The following is a 15,467-nucleotide window of genomic DNA, read 5'->3' as shown; positions in this document are numbered from 1 at the left end:
GATGGAACGCGACGGCGCGGAGAACCGCGATGAGTTCTCCGCGCCTCCGCGTCTCCGCGTGAGAATCGACCGGCCTCAGTTCAGCTCGATGCGGGGGCCGTGCTTGATGTTGCGGCCTTCGACCAGGAAGACGACGTCCTCGGCGATGTTCGTGGCGAGGTCGGCGATGCGCTCCAGGTTGCGCGAGACGAGGAACAGGCTGAGCGACGGGCCGATGCGCCGCGGGTCCTCCATCATGTGCGTCAGCAGGATGCGGTAGAGCGAGTCCTGCATCTGGTCCACGCGGTCGTCGCGCTGGATGACCTCGAGCGCGCCGGGGGCGTCGGCACGCACGAAGCAGTCGAGCGCGTCGGAGAGCATCTCCCTGGCCATCCGCGCCATCTCCTCGATCTCCGGGAGGTCGGTGAACGTCGGCGCGTTCACCAGGTGCGGCACCCCCTCGGCGATGTTGACCGCGTGGTCGCCCACGCGCTCCAGGTCGTTGCTGATCTTCATCGCCATGGTGATCAGCCGGAGGTCGCGCGCCATGGGCTGCTGCGTGGCCAGGAGCTGGATGCAGAGGTCGTCCATCTCCGTCTCCAGCGCGTCCAGCTCGCTGTCGCGGGCCACCACCTCCAGCGCCTTCTCCTCGTCGCGCTCCTGCAGCGCGTCGACGGCGGCGCCCACCAGGTCCTCGGCCAGCGCGCTCATGTCCAGCAGCCGCGTCTTCAGCCGCGCCAGCTCCTCGTGGAAGTGGCGGACGCCGGGCATGGGGCTCATCCGAACCTCCCGGTGACGTAGGCCTCTGTGCGCTCCTCGCGCGGGTTGGTGAAGATCTGCTCCGTCTTCCCCACCTCGATGAGCCGGCCAAGGTAGAAGAAGGCGGTGATGTCGGAGACGCGCGCCGCCTGCTGCATGTTGTGGGTCACGATGACGATCGTGTACTCGTCCTTCAGCTCGTAGATCAGCTCCTCGATCTTCTGCGTGGCGACGGGGTCGAGGGCGGAGGCCGGCTCGTCCATCAGCAGCACCTCGGGGCGCACCGCCAGCGCCCGGGCGATGCAGAGCCGCTGCTGCTGCCCGCCCGAGAGCCCAAGCGCGCTCTTCTGCAGCCGGTCGCGCACCTCGTCCCAGAGCGCGGCACGGCGGAGCGAGCTCTCCACGATGTCGTCGAGATCGCGGCGCCGGCGCGCCAGCCCGTTCACCCGCACGCCGTACGCGACGTTGTCGTAGATCGACTTGGGGAACGGGTTGGACTTCTGGAACACCATCCCCACGCGCTTGCGGAGATGGACGACGTCCTCGCCGCGGTCGTACACGCTGCGGCCGCCCAGGCGGATGTCGCCCGCGTGGCGCACGCCGGGGATCAGGTCGTTCATGCGGTTGATGGAGCGCAGGAAGGTGCTCTTGCCGCACCCCGACGGCCCGATCAGCGCCGTCACCCTGCGCGCGGGGATCTCCAGGTCGATGTTGTGCAGCGCCTGCGCGGCGCCGTACCAGAAGGAGAAGTCGCGCGCCTCCACCGCCGGCGCGGCGGGTCCGGCCGGCGTCTCCGCCGCCTCCGCCGCCGCGGCGTGCGCCACCACGGGTCGCGGTGCGTGCCCGGATTCCGGCGCGGCGGCCAGCGGCCTCGAGTGCGCGGGCGAAGCATCCATGGTCTTCATCGTCTCGTTCATGCGGTCTTTTGCGCGCGCCCCAGCACGAACCGCGCGCCCAGGCTCAGGCCCAGCACCAGGAGGATCAGCACCAGCGCGCCGGCCCAGGCCTGCCGGTGCCAGTCTTCGTAGGGGCTGATGGCATAGCTGAAGATCTGCAGCGGGAGCGCGGCCGTGGGGTGGCGCGGGTCGAGCTGCCAGAACTGGTTCCCCAGCGCGGTGAACAGCAGCGGCGCCGTCTCGCCCGCGATGCGGGCCACGCCCACCAGCGCGCCGGTCAGGATCCCCCCGCGCGCGGCAGGGAGGACGATCCCCAGCATGGTGCGCCAGCGGGGGAGGCCGAGCGCCAGCCCGCCCTCGGTGAGCTCGCGGGGGACCAGGCGCACCATCTCCTCCGTGGTCCGCGTCACCATCGGCACCAGCATGGTGGCCAGGGCCACGGAGCCCGCGAGCGCGCTGAATCCCCCCGTCGGCACCACGATCAGCAGGTAGACGAAGATGCCGACGGCGATGGAGGGCACGCCGTTCAGCACGTCGGCGGTGAAGCGGACCATGGTCGCCAGGCGGCTCGCGCGCGCCTCGGCCAGGTAGACGCCCGCGAGCACGGCCACGGGAAGGCCGATCACCGCGGCTTGGCCGACCATCGTCAGGGTGCCGACGATCGCGTTCGCCATCCCCCCGCCCACCTCGCCGGTGGGCCGCGGCGTGTGGGTGAAGAAGTCGAGGTCGAGCGACGACGCGCCCTCGCGGATCAGGTAGCCGAAGATCAGCACGAGGGGGACGACCGTCAGCACGGCCGCCACGCCGGTGAGCGCGAGCATCACCGCGTTGGTCGTGCGCCGCCGCCGGTCGCGGAAGGTGAGGGTGCTCACGCGGGCCTCCGGCGGTGGGGCCGGGAGATCACCACCCTACCAGTCCGGCTGGGACGGGCGAATGAATTCGCGGCAACAACCACACGAAGTCCGCCTTCGCGGACTACCGGCGGCGGCGCGGACGAATCTTCGGTGCGCGCGAAAGGCTTCCCCGGGTTGTGCGACGAAGCTGGCTCCGCGCCCCCCGGCCTCGTGCGCACGAAAGCCTGTAGTCCCCGCAGGGGGACTTCGTGTGGTTGTTGCAGCGAATTCATTCGCCCCCTCACCTCGACGACGCTCGCCATCACGCGGCCCTCCTCGCGTTCACGCGCCAGACGAGGAGCCGCGCCAGCGCGTTCACCACCAGCGTCACGCCGAGCAGGAGCAGGGCGACCAGCATCAGCGCGGAGCGATGGACATCTCCACTCGCCTCGGCGAACTCGTTAGCGAGCACGCTGGCCATGGTGTACGCGGGGGCGAACAGCGAGTGGGGGATCTGCGGCGTGTTGCCGATCACCATCGTCACCGCCATGGTCTCGCCGATGGCGCGGCCAAGCCCCAGCATCACCGCGCCGATCAGCCCCGCGCGCGCGGCGGGGAGCACCACCTGCCAGGTCGACTCCCATCTCGTCGCCCCCAGCGCCAGCGCGGCCTCGCGCTGCGAGCGCGGCACGGCGGCGATCACCTCGCGGCTGACCGCGGAGATGAAGGGGACGATCATGATGGCCAGGATCACCCCGCCGGCCAGCAGGCTGGGCCCGTACGCCGGCCCCTCGAACAGGCCGATGTGGTCGCCGAGCCGCGTGGAGAGCGGCGTCTCGATTCGGTCGCGCAGGAAGGGGACGAGCACGAACACCGCCCACAGGCCGTAGACCACCGACGGGATGGCCGCCAGCAGCTCGGTGGCGAAGGCGATGGGCGCGGCCAGCCAGCGCGGCGCCAGCTCGGTGAGGAAGAGCGCCAGGCCGATGGAGAGCGGCACGGCGATGAGAACGGCGATCAGCGACGAGCCGACGGTGCCGAAGATGAACGGCAGCCCGCCGAACCGGTCGCTCACCGGGTTCCACTCGCTGCTCCCCACGAACCCGCCGCCGAAGTGGGAGATGGCGGGCATGGCGCCGTGCGTCAGCAGCAGCGCGATCCCCAGCAGCAGCAGGGGGATGCTGAGACCGAAGGCCACCAGCATCCCGCGCCACACCAGGTCCGACGCGCTGCTGCGGTGCCAGGCGAAGGCGAAGCGCCCCCGCGCCGGGAGCGCGGCTTCGGCGATCAGGCCGCCGGGCGGGGGAAGGTCGGAGGTAGACTGCATTCGGTCGGTATCGCTCGATTTCTCAGGTTCCTGCGCCGGCCGCGGCATCCGCGCCCTCTCCCTGGCGCTTCGCGCCGGTCCCTCCCCCAAAACCGACTGGGGGAGGGACGGGGGCTCGCTGCGCTCGCGGCTGCTTCGATCGCGACGGGCCGGTCGCGGTCAGAAGAAGACGCGCAGCATCGACTTGAACGAGTGCACGGCCTCGCCCGCGCCGCGGCCCAGGTCCAGCCGGTCACCGGGCATCACCACGTCGTAGTTGAACATCACCCAGGCGTTGCGGCCGAAGTACAGGTTCAGGCCGGGGGTGACGAAGGTCGACGATACGTCGTTCCCCGTATCCGGCGTGGTATGGTCGAAGCGGAAGACGGGGCCGACGCCCGTCAGCGCGCCGGTGTTCGCCAGCGGCACGCGGTACTCGCCGACCAGGTGCACCGTGCGGAAGCGCGGCGAGAAGTCCGCGCCCGGCGCCACGTCCCGCAGCCCCGCGAGCGTGGAGGTGAAGGCGCCCGCCCGCCCCTCCTTGCCGAACGACGCGTCGGCGATCACGTGCAGGCCGTCGGCGTTCGCGCTCCCCCACTCGGCGTCGAGCCCGAACGCGGTCGAGCGACCCGCGCTGTCGGCGGCGATCACCTTGGTCGTCCCCGTCGGCGTGGTCACGGAGACGCTGATCGGGTCGTCGTGCGACACGAACGACGCGCCCAGCGAGAGGCGGCGCATCGGCGCGATCTGGAAGCGCGCGCCGAAGGTCTTGGCGTTGTTGACCTCGGGGTTGTCCTTCCCCTGCCCCGTCCACACCCCCACGCGCAGCGACGCGGGGACGAAGACGCTGTCCGGCGTGTGCACCTCCAGCGAGGTGCCGACATCGTGGGCGGTGAACCCGGCGGCGACCAGGAAGTTGTTCTCCGACACCAGGTTCTGGTTGCGCATCCCGGCGATCTGCGCGCCCCGCTCCACCGTGGGATACAGGCTGCTGGAGATGAGCTCCTGGCGCTCGACCGGCTTCTTCTCCTGCCCGGCGCGCCAGGTGAGCCAGCGCCCCAGGCCCACGTCGACCCAGGCGTCCTCGAGGTTCACGGCGCGGCGGGTGGCGTTCAGCTCCAGCTTCACGCGGACGTTCCGCGCGACGTAGCCGTCCGCCTCGACGTAGAAGCGGCGGAGGAAGAACTCGTTGGAGACGACGGTGTTCACCGCCGCGGGCGATCCGTCGGTGCTGGTCGACTCGATGTCGGAGGTGCGGAACTCCGCCTGGAGGCGGCCCTTGAACTTCACGTTGGGATACGTCGGCTGCTGCTGGGCCCGGCTCACTCCCGGAAGGCTGGCCAGCAGCACTGCCGCGGCCAGACCGGCTACGCGTCGGGTCACGTTCATCCTCGTTCATGTTCGTGTCGTGGAGCGACGTTTGACAGCCGCTCCCGGTAACGTGCGTGCACCGAAGTTTCCACGATCTCCGCCGCACCGAAATCACCGTTCCGTCACGAACGCGTAACGAGGCCCTGCCCCGCGATCGCCGCCGCGCTGATGCGCGGCGAAGCGGCGGAGGCCGCAGGGGTCTCCGCCGCATGGTCTGCCACATCCGGCGAGCGCGAGATTCGAATTCCAGCGCCGGCGCCGGCATCGGCGCCCTCTCCCTGGCGCTTCGCGCCTGTCCCTCCCCCAACCCCGACTGGGGGAGGGACGGGGGCTCGCTGCGCTCGCGGCTGGTTCGTCGAACCTGGGCCGCAGGCGGCGCGGCAGACCAAATCCCGCCCCTCTCCCGTTATCGGGAGAGGGCGAGCGCTCTAAGGCGCGAGTGAGGGCTGCCCGCTGCCGCGCCTAAAGTCGAAAACGGGGCGAGGGATCGCTCCCCGCCCCGCTCCACATCACCGTCGCGATGATGGCTCAGCCAATCACGCCGCGGGCTTGACCGCCTGGTTGTTCGCGCCGCAGGTGACGGTGCCGAGCTTCTGCATCACCCCCGTGCGCACCTGGTCGGGGAGCGGCGCGTAGTCCAGCTGCCGCGCCGCGTCGCCGCCCTGGTTGAGCGCCCAGGCCACCAGGTCCACGAACGCCTGCGCCTTGCCGCAGTCCTGCCAGTGCGGGGGGACGAGCAGGTACGTCCAGGTGGAGATGGGATACGTCGTCGCCCCCGGTGCGTTCACCAGCGACACGCGGTAGTCGCCGCTGGCGACGCGATCCGCCACGCCCGCCGCGGCGGCGGCCGTCGCGTCCACCGAGGGGGCGACGAACTGGCCGGCCTGGTTCTTCAGCGACGCCATCGCCAGCTGGTTCTGCATCGCGTACGCGAGCTCGACGTAGCCGATGGAGCCGGCCGTCTGCTTCACCGCGCCGGCCACGCCCTCGTTCCCCTTGGCCCCCAGCCCCGTGGGCCAGTTCACCGACTTCCCGTTCCCCACCTGCGACTTCCACTCGGGGCTCACCTGCGCCAGGTAGTCGGTGAAGACGAAGGTCGTGCCGCTGCCGTCCGAGCGGTGGACGACGGCGATGTTCGTGGCCGGCAGCGCCACGCCGGGATTGTCGGCGGCGATGGCGGCGTCGTTCCACTTCGTCACCTTGCCCAGGAAGATCCCCGCCAGCACCGGGCCGGAGAGCTTGAGCGGCGCGGTGACCCCGGGGACGTTGTAGGTCACCGTCACCGCGCCCAGGACGGTGGGGAGCTGCAGGATGCCGGGGACCTTCCCTGCCTCGTCGGCCGTCATCGGCGCGTCGCTGGCGCCGAAGTCGACGGTGCCCGCGGTGACCTGCTGGATGCCGCCGCCGGAGCCGATGGACTGGTAGTTCACCTGCACCGGGTGCGCCTGGCCGTAGTCGCTGAACCACTTGCTGTAGATGGGGGCCGGGAAGGTGGCCCCGGCGCCGGTCAGCGTCACCTTGCCGCCGCCATTGCCCTGCTGCTGCGCCGTCTGCGCGTTCGGGGGCGGGTTGTCGCCGCCGCCGCACGCCGCCAGCACCACGGAAAGCGCCAGCGTACCGGGCAGAAGTCTCTTCATCGGTTCGTCTCGTCGGTTCGTCGTTCGGGTCGCGGTCTCGCTTCGGGACGACCTGAAGCTGCCGGCCCGCGGTCACGCACGAATCCGCGGCGTGTCACGGTTGCGTAACGAACCCTCGAAATCCGCGTCACCGGCCAAGGCGTGCTCTTTCCGGCGACACGCATCGAACGTAGGTTTGGCGCGCTTTGAAAGCGGCAACACGCTGTTACACGGCCCGGCGGATGCTTCGCGTGGCGCGGAGGCACCGGCGCGGCGCCGTTACAATGATGCACTCCACACGGAGGATGGGACCGTGCGCCTGATCCCGCGCGACGAGCAGTTCTTCCCCATGTTCGGGGAGCTCGCGCAGAAGCTCGCCTCGGCGACGGAGCTGCTCGAGCAGCTCTTCGCCGACCCGGGGCGTCTCCAGGAGATGGTCCAGAAGATCAAGGACCTGGAGCACGAGGCCGACGTGCTGACGCACGACCTGATCGTGCGCATCGACAAGAGCTTCGTCACGCCGATCGACCGCGAAGACATCCACCTGCTGGCCAGCCGCCTCGACGACGTGATCGACGTGGTCGACGGCGTGGCGCGGCGCGCGCAGATGTTCCGCCTGCGCGAGTTCCGCCCGCAGGCCGCGCAGCTGGCCAACGTGCTGCGCCGCGGCGCGCAGACCCTGGCCGACTCGGTGCAGAACCTCAAGAAGCCCAAGCTCATCCTGCAGCGCACCGGCGAGCTGAAGAAGCTCGAGGAGGAGGGCGACTCCATCTACCACGCCGCGGTGGGCTCGCTCTTCGACGACGGGGCCGACGCGCTGGAAGTGATCAAGTGGAAGGAGCTGTTCGACAAGCTCGAGGACGCGGTGGACCTGTGCGACGACGTGTGGAACGTGGTCGAGTCCATCGCGCTCAAGAACTCCTAGGGCCTGCCCGTGGTCACCTACATCGTCGTCATCATCGTGGTGGCGTTCCTGTTCGACTTCGTGAACGGGTTCCACGATTCGGCCAACTCCATCGCCACCGTCGTCGGCACGCGCGTGCTGTCGCCGTTCAAGGCGGTGCTGTGGGCGGCCACCTTCAACTTCGCCGCGCTGTTCGTGGTGGGCACCGCCGTCGCCAAGACGGTGGGCAAGGGGATGATCGACGTGGACGTCGTCACCCCCAGCGTGATCCTGGGCGGGCTGCTGGGCGCCATCGCCTGGAACCTGATCACCTGGTGGTTCGGGCTCCCCAGCAGCTCCTCGCACGCGCTGCTGGGCGGCTACGCGGGCGCGGCCGTGGCCAAGGCGGGGTGGGCCTCGATCCTGTGGAGCGGGTGGACGAAGACGATCCTCTTCATCTTCCTCTCCCCCATCATCGGGATGATCCTGGGGTTCTCGCTGATGGTGGCGGTGTACTGGATCTTCCAGCGCACCTCGCCGTCGCGCGTTGACCGCGTGTTCCGCGTGGCGCAGCTGGCCAGCTCGGCGCTCTTCTCGCTGTCGCACGGCGGCAACGACGCGCAGAAGACGATGGGGATCATCGTGGGCCTGCTGGTGGCCAGCCAGGAGGTGTTCAAGGCGCAGACGGGATGGCTGTCGCACCTCTACCTTCCCAACGCCGACCACGTGCCGCTGTGGGTGGAGCTGATCGCCTACACCATGATCGCGCTGGGCACGCTGTTCGGGGGATGGCGGATCGTGCACACCATGGGCAGCCGCATCACGCGCCTGCGCCCCGTGGGCGGCTTCTGCGCGGAGACGGGCGGCGCGCTGTCGATCCTGCTGGCCACGAAGTTCGGCATCCCCGTGTCGACGACGCACACCATCACCGGCTCGATCGTGGGCGTCGGCGCGACGCGGCGCTGGTCGGCGGTGCGCTGGGGCGTGGCCGGGCGGATCGTGTGGGCGTGGATCCTCACCATCCCCGCGGCGTTCGTGATGGCGTCGCTCTTCTACTTCGTGCTGGGGAATCTCGTGGCGCCGTAGACCGAAGTGCTGAGTGCGGAAAGACAGCCGCCGCGACCGATCCGGGCGCGGCGGCTTCGTTGTCGATCATCCCCCCTCGCCCCGGGTTGAAACCCGGGGCTGGAACTTCGAGAAGTCCGCCTTCGCGGACTGCATCACCGCCGACGAAGCATCCGCTCTTCACGCCATGACCCCGCCGACGTCATCCTGAGGCCGGCCAGACCGTAATCAGCGTCTGCGCAACAGCTTGCAGGCCGAAGGATCTATAGCCTCGTCCACACGATATTCCGCGAAGCGCACCCTCACCTCGGGCTCGGCGAGAAGCCCAGCTCGTCGCGGTCGGGGCAGGTGAAGATGGATTCGGGGCCCTGCGCCTCGTCGGCGAAGTAGGCGGCGAGCGCGTGGCGGGCCCAGCGGCGGCGCAGCGCGGCGGACGCGTGGGCGATGCGCACCTCGACGCCGGCGTCGCGCTTGGCGCGGAGGAGCGAGGCCAGCAGCGGCGCCGCGGTGGGATGGATCTCCCGCGCGCGCGACGCGTCGAGCACCAGCGGCCGCGTGCCGCCGGCCAGCATCCCCGCCAGCACCACCGCCGGCGTGTCCACCACCTCCGGCAGCGGCACCGCCGGGATCTCGTCGTCGTCCACCAGCATGTCGATCAGGTCGAGCATCGAGGCCTCCTCTCGTTCGTCGTAGATCATCCGACCGAAAGCTCGCCCCGCCGCTTCACGCCCAAACGCCGACCCTGTAACGGTTTAGTATCTCCCCTGCCGTTCGTGCTCCCCCTTCTCCCGCAGTTTGGGAGAAGGGGGTCGGGGGGATGAGGGGCCGTCAGTACTCGTTCTTGTACGACACGAACTTGAACCGGCCGTCGCGCTCGATGATGGTGCTGAACAGGCGCTCCGTCTTCGCCCCGTCCACGGTCCGCAGGGTGACGCGGCAGCGGTCCCACAGGCGGTTGCGGCCCTCGACGCGCGGGCGCGGATAGCAGCGCGAGGAGACGTAGCCCAGCCGCGTGCCGCCGCGCCGCTCGAACAGCCGCCCGATCCCCTTCTCGCTCTCCTGCATCGTCAGGAACCAGAGCAGGTCGGGCGACATCCGCCGCGGGAGACGGTCGTAGCCGGCCGACGGGTAGTACAGGTACGCGAACTCGGCGCGCGACAGGATCATCCGCCGCACCGCCGCCGTGTCCGCCCGCTCCACCGCGCGGACGAACGCGCGCACCAGCGCCTCGCGCGAGCGTTCGCCGCCCTCCAGCGCCGCTGGCTCGGGCAGGCCCTCGCGGAAGCGCCGCATCTCCTCCTCCGGCGGCAGGATGCTGTCCACGTGCGTCCCCGGCACCGGCGCGGCGGCGACGGGCGGCGTGGCGGCGTGCGCTTCACCATCATTCCCCCGGCATCCGACGAGCGGAAGGATGAGGAGAAGTGCTGGAATCACGGATCGTCTCGACATCGTCATCCCTGTTTTTCTCACGCAGAGCAGCAGAGGGAGCAGAGAACCAACCGCAGTTCCTCTGCTACCTCTGCTGCTCTGCGTGAGACCTTTCTGTTGTCAGTTGCGAGCGTAGGTCGTCCAGCCCTGCCACCACTTGGCGCCGGCAGGATCGACCGCGCCGCGGAAGGCAGTGCCCATCACCACCGTGCCCGCCTTCGTGGCGAGGCCGCCGGTGAACGTCGCGAGGCCGCCGGTGAGCGCCGGTGAGCCCGCGGCCGGCGTCCAGTCGAACGAGGCCACCGTGTGCGCCGCGGTCGGGGCCGGCAACGCGGTGAACAGGCTCGACGTCGTCGCCGCCGAGGTCTCGATGCCGTTGGCCGCCTGGTCCACCGAGTAGCGGTCGGCGCCGGCCTCGAAGAGCGTGGCGTTCTCGACGGAGAGGATGTTCTTCAGCTGCAGGTCGCCCGCGGTGAGGTGATCGTTCGTCGCCGCGTCGCGGATGGAGATGGCCACCGGCCAGCGGGCGACGATCCCGTTCACGTAGTAGCCGCCGGTGCCGCGCCGCAGCACCATCCCGCGCCCGCCCGCCGCCGGGATGCTGACCGGCGTGTTGCGCAGCCCCACCAGGGTGAAGTTGGCGAAGATCGGCACCGTGTACGGCTGCGAGGCGAAGCCGTTGACGCAGTTGGCGCCGTTGCAGCCGTCGTTCTCGATCCCCTGCGGGTCGCTCGACGTGTTCCCCGCCCCGTTGCGCGGTGGGATGATGGTGTCCTGGTAGGCGATCAGGAACTGGTTGCGCCCCGAGAAGCCCTCGCTCGCGTCGAAGTGGTCGTCGCCGCTCTCGTACGAGACGAGGTACTTCGCGTCGACCGCGCCGCCGAACCACTCGTAGCTGTCGTCCAGCCCGGCCATCGACTGCAGGAAGCTGAGCCGCGTCCCCGAACCGACCGCCGCGAAGGTGAACGAGTTCAGCTCCTGGTCGGGCGCCGGGCCAAAGCCCGCGAACTCCACGCGCACGTAGCGCAGCTCGCCGCTGTCATCAGCGTTGTTGCCGCCGCCCGAGTAGGTTACGGCGTAGTTGGTGCCGCCGGTGTTGGAGCCCTCGAGCAGGATGGGGTCGGCGCGGTTGATGACGCCGTTGCCCACGATGATCAGCCCGCCCCAGTCGCCCGGCTGGCGCTGGCCGGCGGGGCGGTTGGAGGTGAAGACGATCGGCTTCTGCGCGGTGCCGATGGCCAGGATCTTGGCCCCGCGGAGGATGAAGAGCGCCGAGTTGGGCAGCCCCTCGATGCGCGTCCCCTCCTCGATGGTGAGCGTCGCCCCGTTCGCGACGTGGACGAAGGCGCCCAGGACGTACACGCTGTCGCTGTCGAAGCGGCGGTTGCTGGTGATGTCGGTGGAGATGGTCACCACCGGGCGGTTCAGCAGCGTCACCTGCTGCGCGGCGGTGAAGTCGCTCTTCTCGCCCCCGCGGACGGCCGCGACGCGATAGCTGTAGGTGGACGACGGCTCCAGCCCGGTGTCGCTGAAGGGCGAGGTGGTTACGGTGCCAACGGTGGTGAAGTCGGTGGAGGTGCCGGCGGCGCGCTGCACCTCGTAGCCGGTGGCGCCGGGGACGGCGTTGAAGGTCACGGTGACGGAGGTCGAGCTGCTGGCGGTCACGGCCAGCCCGGTGGGCGCGAACAGGTCGTCGCTGCTGCCGGTGCCCGAGTCGCAGGCAGACAGGGCGGCGGCCGCCAGGGCCATGCACGCGCCGAACATCCTGCGGGAAAGCTGGATCATCGCTTCACCTGGAACAGGTTGGGAGATGGAGAAAACGGCGGCGCTCCGTGCGCCGCCGTATTCTCGTCCCTCCCTGTATCCGCGCCGCCCGATCCGTGTCGCGATTCGGTCACGTCTCTCCCATCCCTCCGTCACCTTCGCGGATACCGGCGATCCTGATTTCTCACGCAGAGGGCGCAGAGGACGCAGAGAACTGAATCGTGGTCCTCTGCGTCCTCTGCGCCCTCTGCGTGAGACCTTCAGTTACATCACTGGCGGACGGCGATGCCGAGGCCGAGCGAGCGGCCGGTGGTGTAGCGCTCGCGGACCACGCCGCCCTGGCGGATCTCGAAGGGCGAGTCCAGCAGGTTCTCGGCGTCCACCTTCAGGTCCATCGCGCGGCGCAGCGGCAGGCGCAGCGAGAAGTCCAGCACGCTCCGCGGCTGCTCGTAGCTGTCCGGCAGCGGGCGCTCGGCGGCGCTCACGATGCGGCGGCCGGCCACGTTGTACAGCAGCGTGGCGCTCGTCCCCCGGTCGCCGCCCGTCCACGTCAGCCCGGCGTTGACGACGTAAGGCGACTGGCCCACCATCGGCCGGCGCGAGTTGGTCTGGCTGGAGATGTCGGTGCCGATGTCGATCCGGCTCTTCATCACCGTCGCATTCGTGAAGAAGGTCATCCGCTCCAGCCACGGGGCGACGAAGCCCAGCTCGCGCCGCGCCTCCATCTCCACCCCGTAGTTCCTCGCACCGCGCGCGTTCACGAAAGTCACGATCGGCGTCCCCGAAGTGGCCAGGTACACGCGCTCGATCGGGTCGGTGAAGCGCTTGGCGAAGAGCGCCACCGACAGCACCTCGCCGCTCCCCGGGTACAGCTCCCAGCGCAGGTCGAAGTTGTCGATCAGCGTCCGCCGCAGCTCCTCGTTCCCGCGCACCTCCTCGTCGCCCAGCACGTTGCGGTACAGGATCGGCGCGATCTCGCGGTACTCGGGGCGGCTCAGCGTCCGCGAGTAGCTGAGGCGCAGGTTCGCCTCGTCCGTCAGCGCCCAGTTCAGGGCGACGGACGGGAGCACGTCGGTGTACCTCGGCTCCGAGCGCACCGGGTCGCCGAAGGTCGGCGTGGCGTTCACCGTCACCTCGCTTCGCTCCACCCGCGCCCCACCGACCAGGCGGACGGAGGGGGTGAGGAAGAGCTCCAGCATCCCGTAGCCCGCGCTCAGCCGGTCGCGCGCGTCGTACGAGCCGCCGGCGGAGAGCGAGGTGATGTTGAGGATCGACTGGCCCGGCGCCGTGAGGTGCCCGTCGAAGATCTCCTCCGGCGTTCCCTCGCGCGCCTCGCGCCCCAGCGTCCCCGGCGCGGAGATGCTGAAGCTGCGGTTGTCGGCGTCGCGGTCCGTCGCGCGGTACAGCCCGCCGAGCTTGATGCGGTGCGGGCGCGCGCCGCGGCCCAGCATCCACTGCCAGTCGCCCGACCACTCCCACGCCTTCTCGTGCAACTCGCCGAAGGTGCGCACGGCGGCCTCGTTGCTCCCGCCGTACCACGCCGGCGCCAGCTGCTCTCCCGTGGCCGGGTCGTCCTCGGCCGAGTAGACGATCTCCGAGCGGTCCGGCTCCACCCGGTCCACCGCGCTGTTGGAGACCGACCAGGAGAAGGTGCCGCGGCCGAAGAGGAGGTGCTCGCCGCGCAGCTGGTTGGAGCGCACCGCCCGCTCCACGAAGCGCAGCCGGTCGATCAGCAGGGGGATGCGCGCCAGGTTCTCGGTGCTCCCCACCTCGCTGCGCCCCTCGTTGTCGGCGCTGCGGTTGTACGAGTTGCTCAGGTCGATGCGCGAGCCGTTACCGAGGCGATACGTCAGGTTCGCGATCCCGCCCCAGAGCACGCTGGTCTGCGCGCTGCGCCCGGTGAAGCGCGACGCCTCCACCGCGTTCCCGTCCGCGTCGGGCTGCGCGGTCGCCCGCACCTCGCCCAGGTGCGCCTCGTACACGTGCGAGTAGGTGCCCGAGGCCACCAAGCCCAGCTCGCGCCCGAACACGTCGGTCGATCCGCCGAAGGAGAGCGACGCCGAGCCGTTCGGCTTCCCCGCCTCGTTCGTGGGGCTCCACGCGTTGCGCATCGACGAGATCAGGCGGTTCTTGTCGTCCGCCGTCAATCTCCCGCCCAGGTCCGTGTACTGGAGGATGGCGGGGAGACGGCGATCGGCGCCCGCGTACCCCAGCCACTCCTGCCCCACCGTCGGCGCGAACGGCAGCCGCTTCCCCGTCACCGCGCTGGAGAAGCCGGTGCTCAGCGACAGCGTGGCGAACGGGCGCTGCGGCGCCTCGCGGGTGCGGATGTTCACCTGCGCGCCGCTGAAGTCGCCCGGCTGGTCGGGGGTGAAGGTCTTGCTGGTGGTGATGGCGGAAAGGAGGCCGGAGGGGAACAGGTCCAGCGGCACCACCTTCCGCTCCGGCTCGGGGCTGGGGATGCGCGCGCCGTTCAGCGAGGTGGTGGTGTAGCGCTCGCCCAGGCCGCGGACGAACACGTACCGGCCGTCCTGCACCGTCACGCCGCTCACGCGCTGCACCGCCTGCGCCGCGTCGCCGTCGGGCGAGCGCGCGATCTGCTCGGCGGTGACGGAGTTCACCACGCCGGTGGCGGTCCGCTGCTCGTCGAGCGCGCGGTTCACGCTCCCGCGCTCGCGCGTGGCCGTGGCGGTGATCCCGCCCAGCCGGATCCCCTGCGCGGAGAGGGTGACGTCCACGCCGGCCGCGCCGCCGGCGGCGACGCGCACGCCGGTGACCGTCTTGGGCGCGTAGCCCAGCAGCGTCACCACGAGCGCCTGCTCGCCGGCGGGAACGCCGCGCAGCAGGTAGCGCCCGTCCACGCCGGTGGAGGCGGCCGCCTGCGTGCCCTGCACCGCCACGCGCGCGGCGGGAAGCGCGCGGCCGGTCTGTGCATCGAGAACCCGCCCGGCTACCTGCCCGGTGCCCTGGGCGGCCGCGGCGAGCGGGGTGAGCGCGAGGAGCAGCGCCGCGAGGGCGGACCTCCACGTTCGGGATGGCATCTTCGTCTGTACCTCGTCGGGGGTCGATATCGTCCATCGGACGCCCTGAGGTTAGACGGCCTTCGCATCGGCCGGGAAAAGGCGCCGTCACCGTCGCGTCACGAATCCCCCATCATCCCGAAACCGCTTGGCGGCGATCGCCGTCACCGTCGTGGAGGCCGGCGCTCCTGAGTCTCACGCAGAGTCAGCAGGGTCAGCAGTAAAACCGCAGTTCAAACTGCTGACTCTGGACGCCTTCCAGCAGGTGGAGCAGGCGCCCACGCGGCGGGTGGGCGGCACCGGGCTGGGGCTCTCCGTCACCCGCAACCTGGCCCGGCTGCTGGGCGGCGACGTGGAGGTGGCGAGCCGCTTCCCCGGCGGCAGCACCTTCACCGTGCGCATCCCGCCGCGCACCCGCCTTTCCGCCGCCGCCGACCTGCCGCGGGAGGGGTGACGAACGGGGGAGGACGACGCGTCACGATCCCCGCCGCTGAAACGTTTGACGCACGACCCCCGTCATCCCCACGTCTGATCCCCACCGAACACA

The 15,467-nt window shown here is 70.5% G+C and carries 13 protein-coding genes; 3 read left to right on the top strand and 10 right to left on the bottom strand.

The window, feature by feature from the left end; all coding sequences use genetic code 11:
- Positions 1 to 75: 75 nt before the first annotated feature.
- The 6 genes from phoU to pstS all read right to left on the bottom strand — a co-directional run bounded on the left by phoU (position 76) and on the right by pstS (position 6,781).
- Positions 76 to 759: a phosphate signaling complex protein PhoU gene (gene phoU / locus VF092_19550; protein HEX6749501.1), complete on the bottom strand. Its 684-nt coding sequence runs from the start codon at positions 757 to 759 to the stop codon at positions 76 to 78.
- Positions 756 to 1,643, bottom strand: coding sequence for a phosphate ABC transporter ATP-binding protein PstB (gene pstB, locus VF092_19545; GenBank protein HEX6749500.1), 888 nt, complete (start codon positions 1,641 to 1,643; stop codon positions 756 to 758). The genes phoU and pstB overlap by 4 nt, the downstream gene beginning before the upstream one ends.
- 8 nt (positions 1,644 to 1,651) lie before the next feature.
- Entirely contained in the window at positions 1,652 to 2,506 is an 855-nt protein-coding gene (gene pstA / locus VF092_19540; GenBank protein HEX6749499.1) for a phosphate ABC transporter permease PstA, read from the bottom strand.
- 283 nt (positions 2,507 to 2,789) lie between these two features.
- Positions 2,790 to 3,794 carry a phosphate ABC transporter permease subunit PstC gene (gene pstC / locus VF092_19535; protein ID HEX6749498.1) on the bottom strand — a complete coding sequence of 335 codons (1,005 nt, stop codon included), beginning with the start codon at positions 3,792 to 3,794 and terminating at the stop codon, positions 2,790 to 2,792.
- Positions 3,795 to 3,953: 159 nt separating this feature from the next.
- Positions 3,954 to 5,156 (bottom strand): porin, encoded by a 1,203-nt coding sequence (locus tag VF092_19530; protein HEX6749497.1) that lies wholly within the window; start codon positions 5,154 to 5,156, stop codon positions 3,954 to 3,956.
- A 524-nt stretch (positions 5,157 to 5,680) separates the two neighbouring features.
- Positions 5,681 to 6,781 carry a phosphate ABC transporter substrate-binding protein PstS gene (pstS, locus tag VF092_19525; protein HEX6749496.1) on the bottom strand — a complete coding sequence of 367 codons (1,101 nt, stop codon included), beginning with the start codon at positions 6,779 to 6,781 and terminating at the stop codon, positions 5,681 to 5,683.
- A gap of 292 nt (positions 6,782 to 7,073) precedes the next feature.
- On the opposite strand from pstS, the gene VF092_19520 reads away from it, so the two are divergent.
- A complete protein-coding gene (locus VF092_19520; GenBank protein HEX6749495.1) occupies positions 7,074 to 7,685 on the top strand; it encodes a DUF47 family protein in 612 nt (203 codons plus the stop codon).
- A gap of 9 nt (positions 7,686 to 7,694) precedes the next feature.
- On the top strand, positions 7,695 to 8,729 hold the full coding sequence (locus VF092_19515; GenBank protein ID HEX6749494.1) for an inorganic phosphate transporter: 1,035 nt from the start codon (positions 7,695 to 7,697) through the stop codon (positions 8,727 to 8,729).
- A 281-nt stretch (positions 8,730 to 9,010) separates the two neighbouring features.
- Here VF092_19515 and VF092_19510 read toward each other — a convergent pair whose 3' ends face one another.
- The 4 genes from VF092_19510 to VF092_19495 all read right to left on the bottom strand — a co-directional run bounded on the left by VF092_19510 (position 9,011) and on the right by VF092_19495 (position 14,941).
- On the bottom strand, positions 9,011 to 9,376 hold the full coding sequence (locus tag VF092_19510) for a hypothetical protein (protein ID HEX6749493.1): 366 nt from the start codon (positions 9,374 to 9,376) through the stop codon (positions 9,011 to 9,013).
- Positions 9,377 to 9,536: 160 nt separating this feature from the next.
- Complete coding sequence (locus tag VF092_19505; GenBank protein HEX6749492.1) at positions 9,537 to 10,157, bottom strand: hypothetical protein; 621 nt, start codon at positions 10,155 to 10,157, stop codon at positions 9,537 to 9,539.
- 99 nt (positions 10,158 to 10,256) lie between these two features.
- Positions 10,257 to 11,921, bottom strand: a complete 1,665-nt coding sequence (locus VF092_19500) for a fibronectin type III domain-containing protein (protein ID HEX6749491.1) — start codon at positions 11,919 to 11,921, stop codon at positions 10,257 to 10,259.
- A 248-nt stretch (positions 11,922 to 12,169) separates the two neighbouring features.
- Positions 12,170 to 14,941, bottom strand: a complete 2,772-nt coding sequence (locus VF092_19495) for a TonB-dependent receptor (GenBank protein ID HEX6749490.1) — start codon at positions 14,939 to 14,941, stop codon at positions 12,170 to 12,172.
- A 127-nt stretch (positions 14,942 to 15,068) separates the two neighbouring features.
- Here VF092_19495 and VF092_19490 point away from each other — a divergent pair, with 127 nt between their 5' ends.
- Entirely contained in the window at positions 15,069 to 15,374 is a 306-nt protein-coding gene (locus tag VF092_19490) for an ATP-binding protein (protein ID HEX6749489.1), read from the top strand.
- Positions 15,375 to 15,467: the final 93 nt, after the last annotated feature.

Source organism: Longimicrobium sp. (assembly GCA_036377595.1).
Classification (GTDB): domain Bacteria; phylum Gemmatimonadota; class Gemmatimonadetes; order Longimicrobiales; family Longimicrobiaceae; genus Longimicrobium.
The sequence above is the reverse complement of the archived record's forward strand: the minus strand, read 5'-3'. Positions and strand labels throughout refer to the sequence as shown.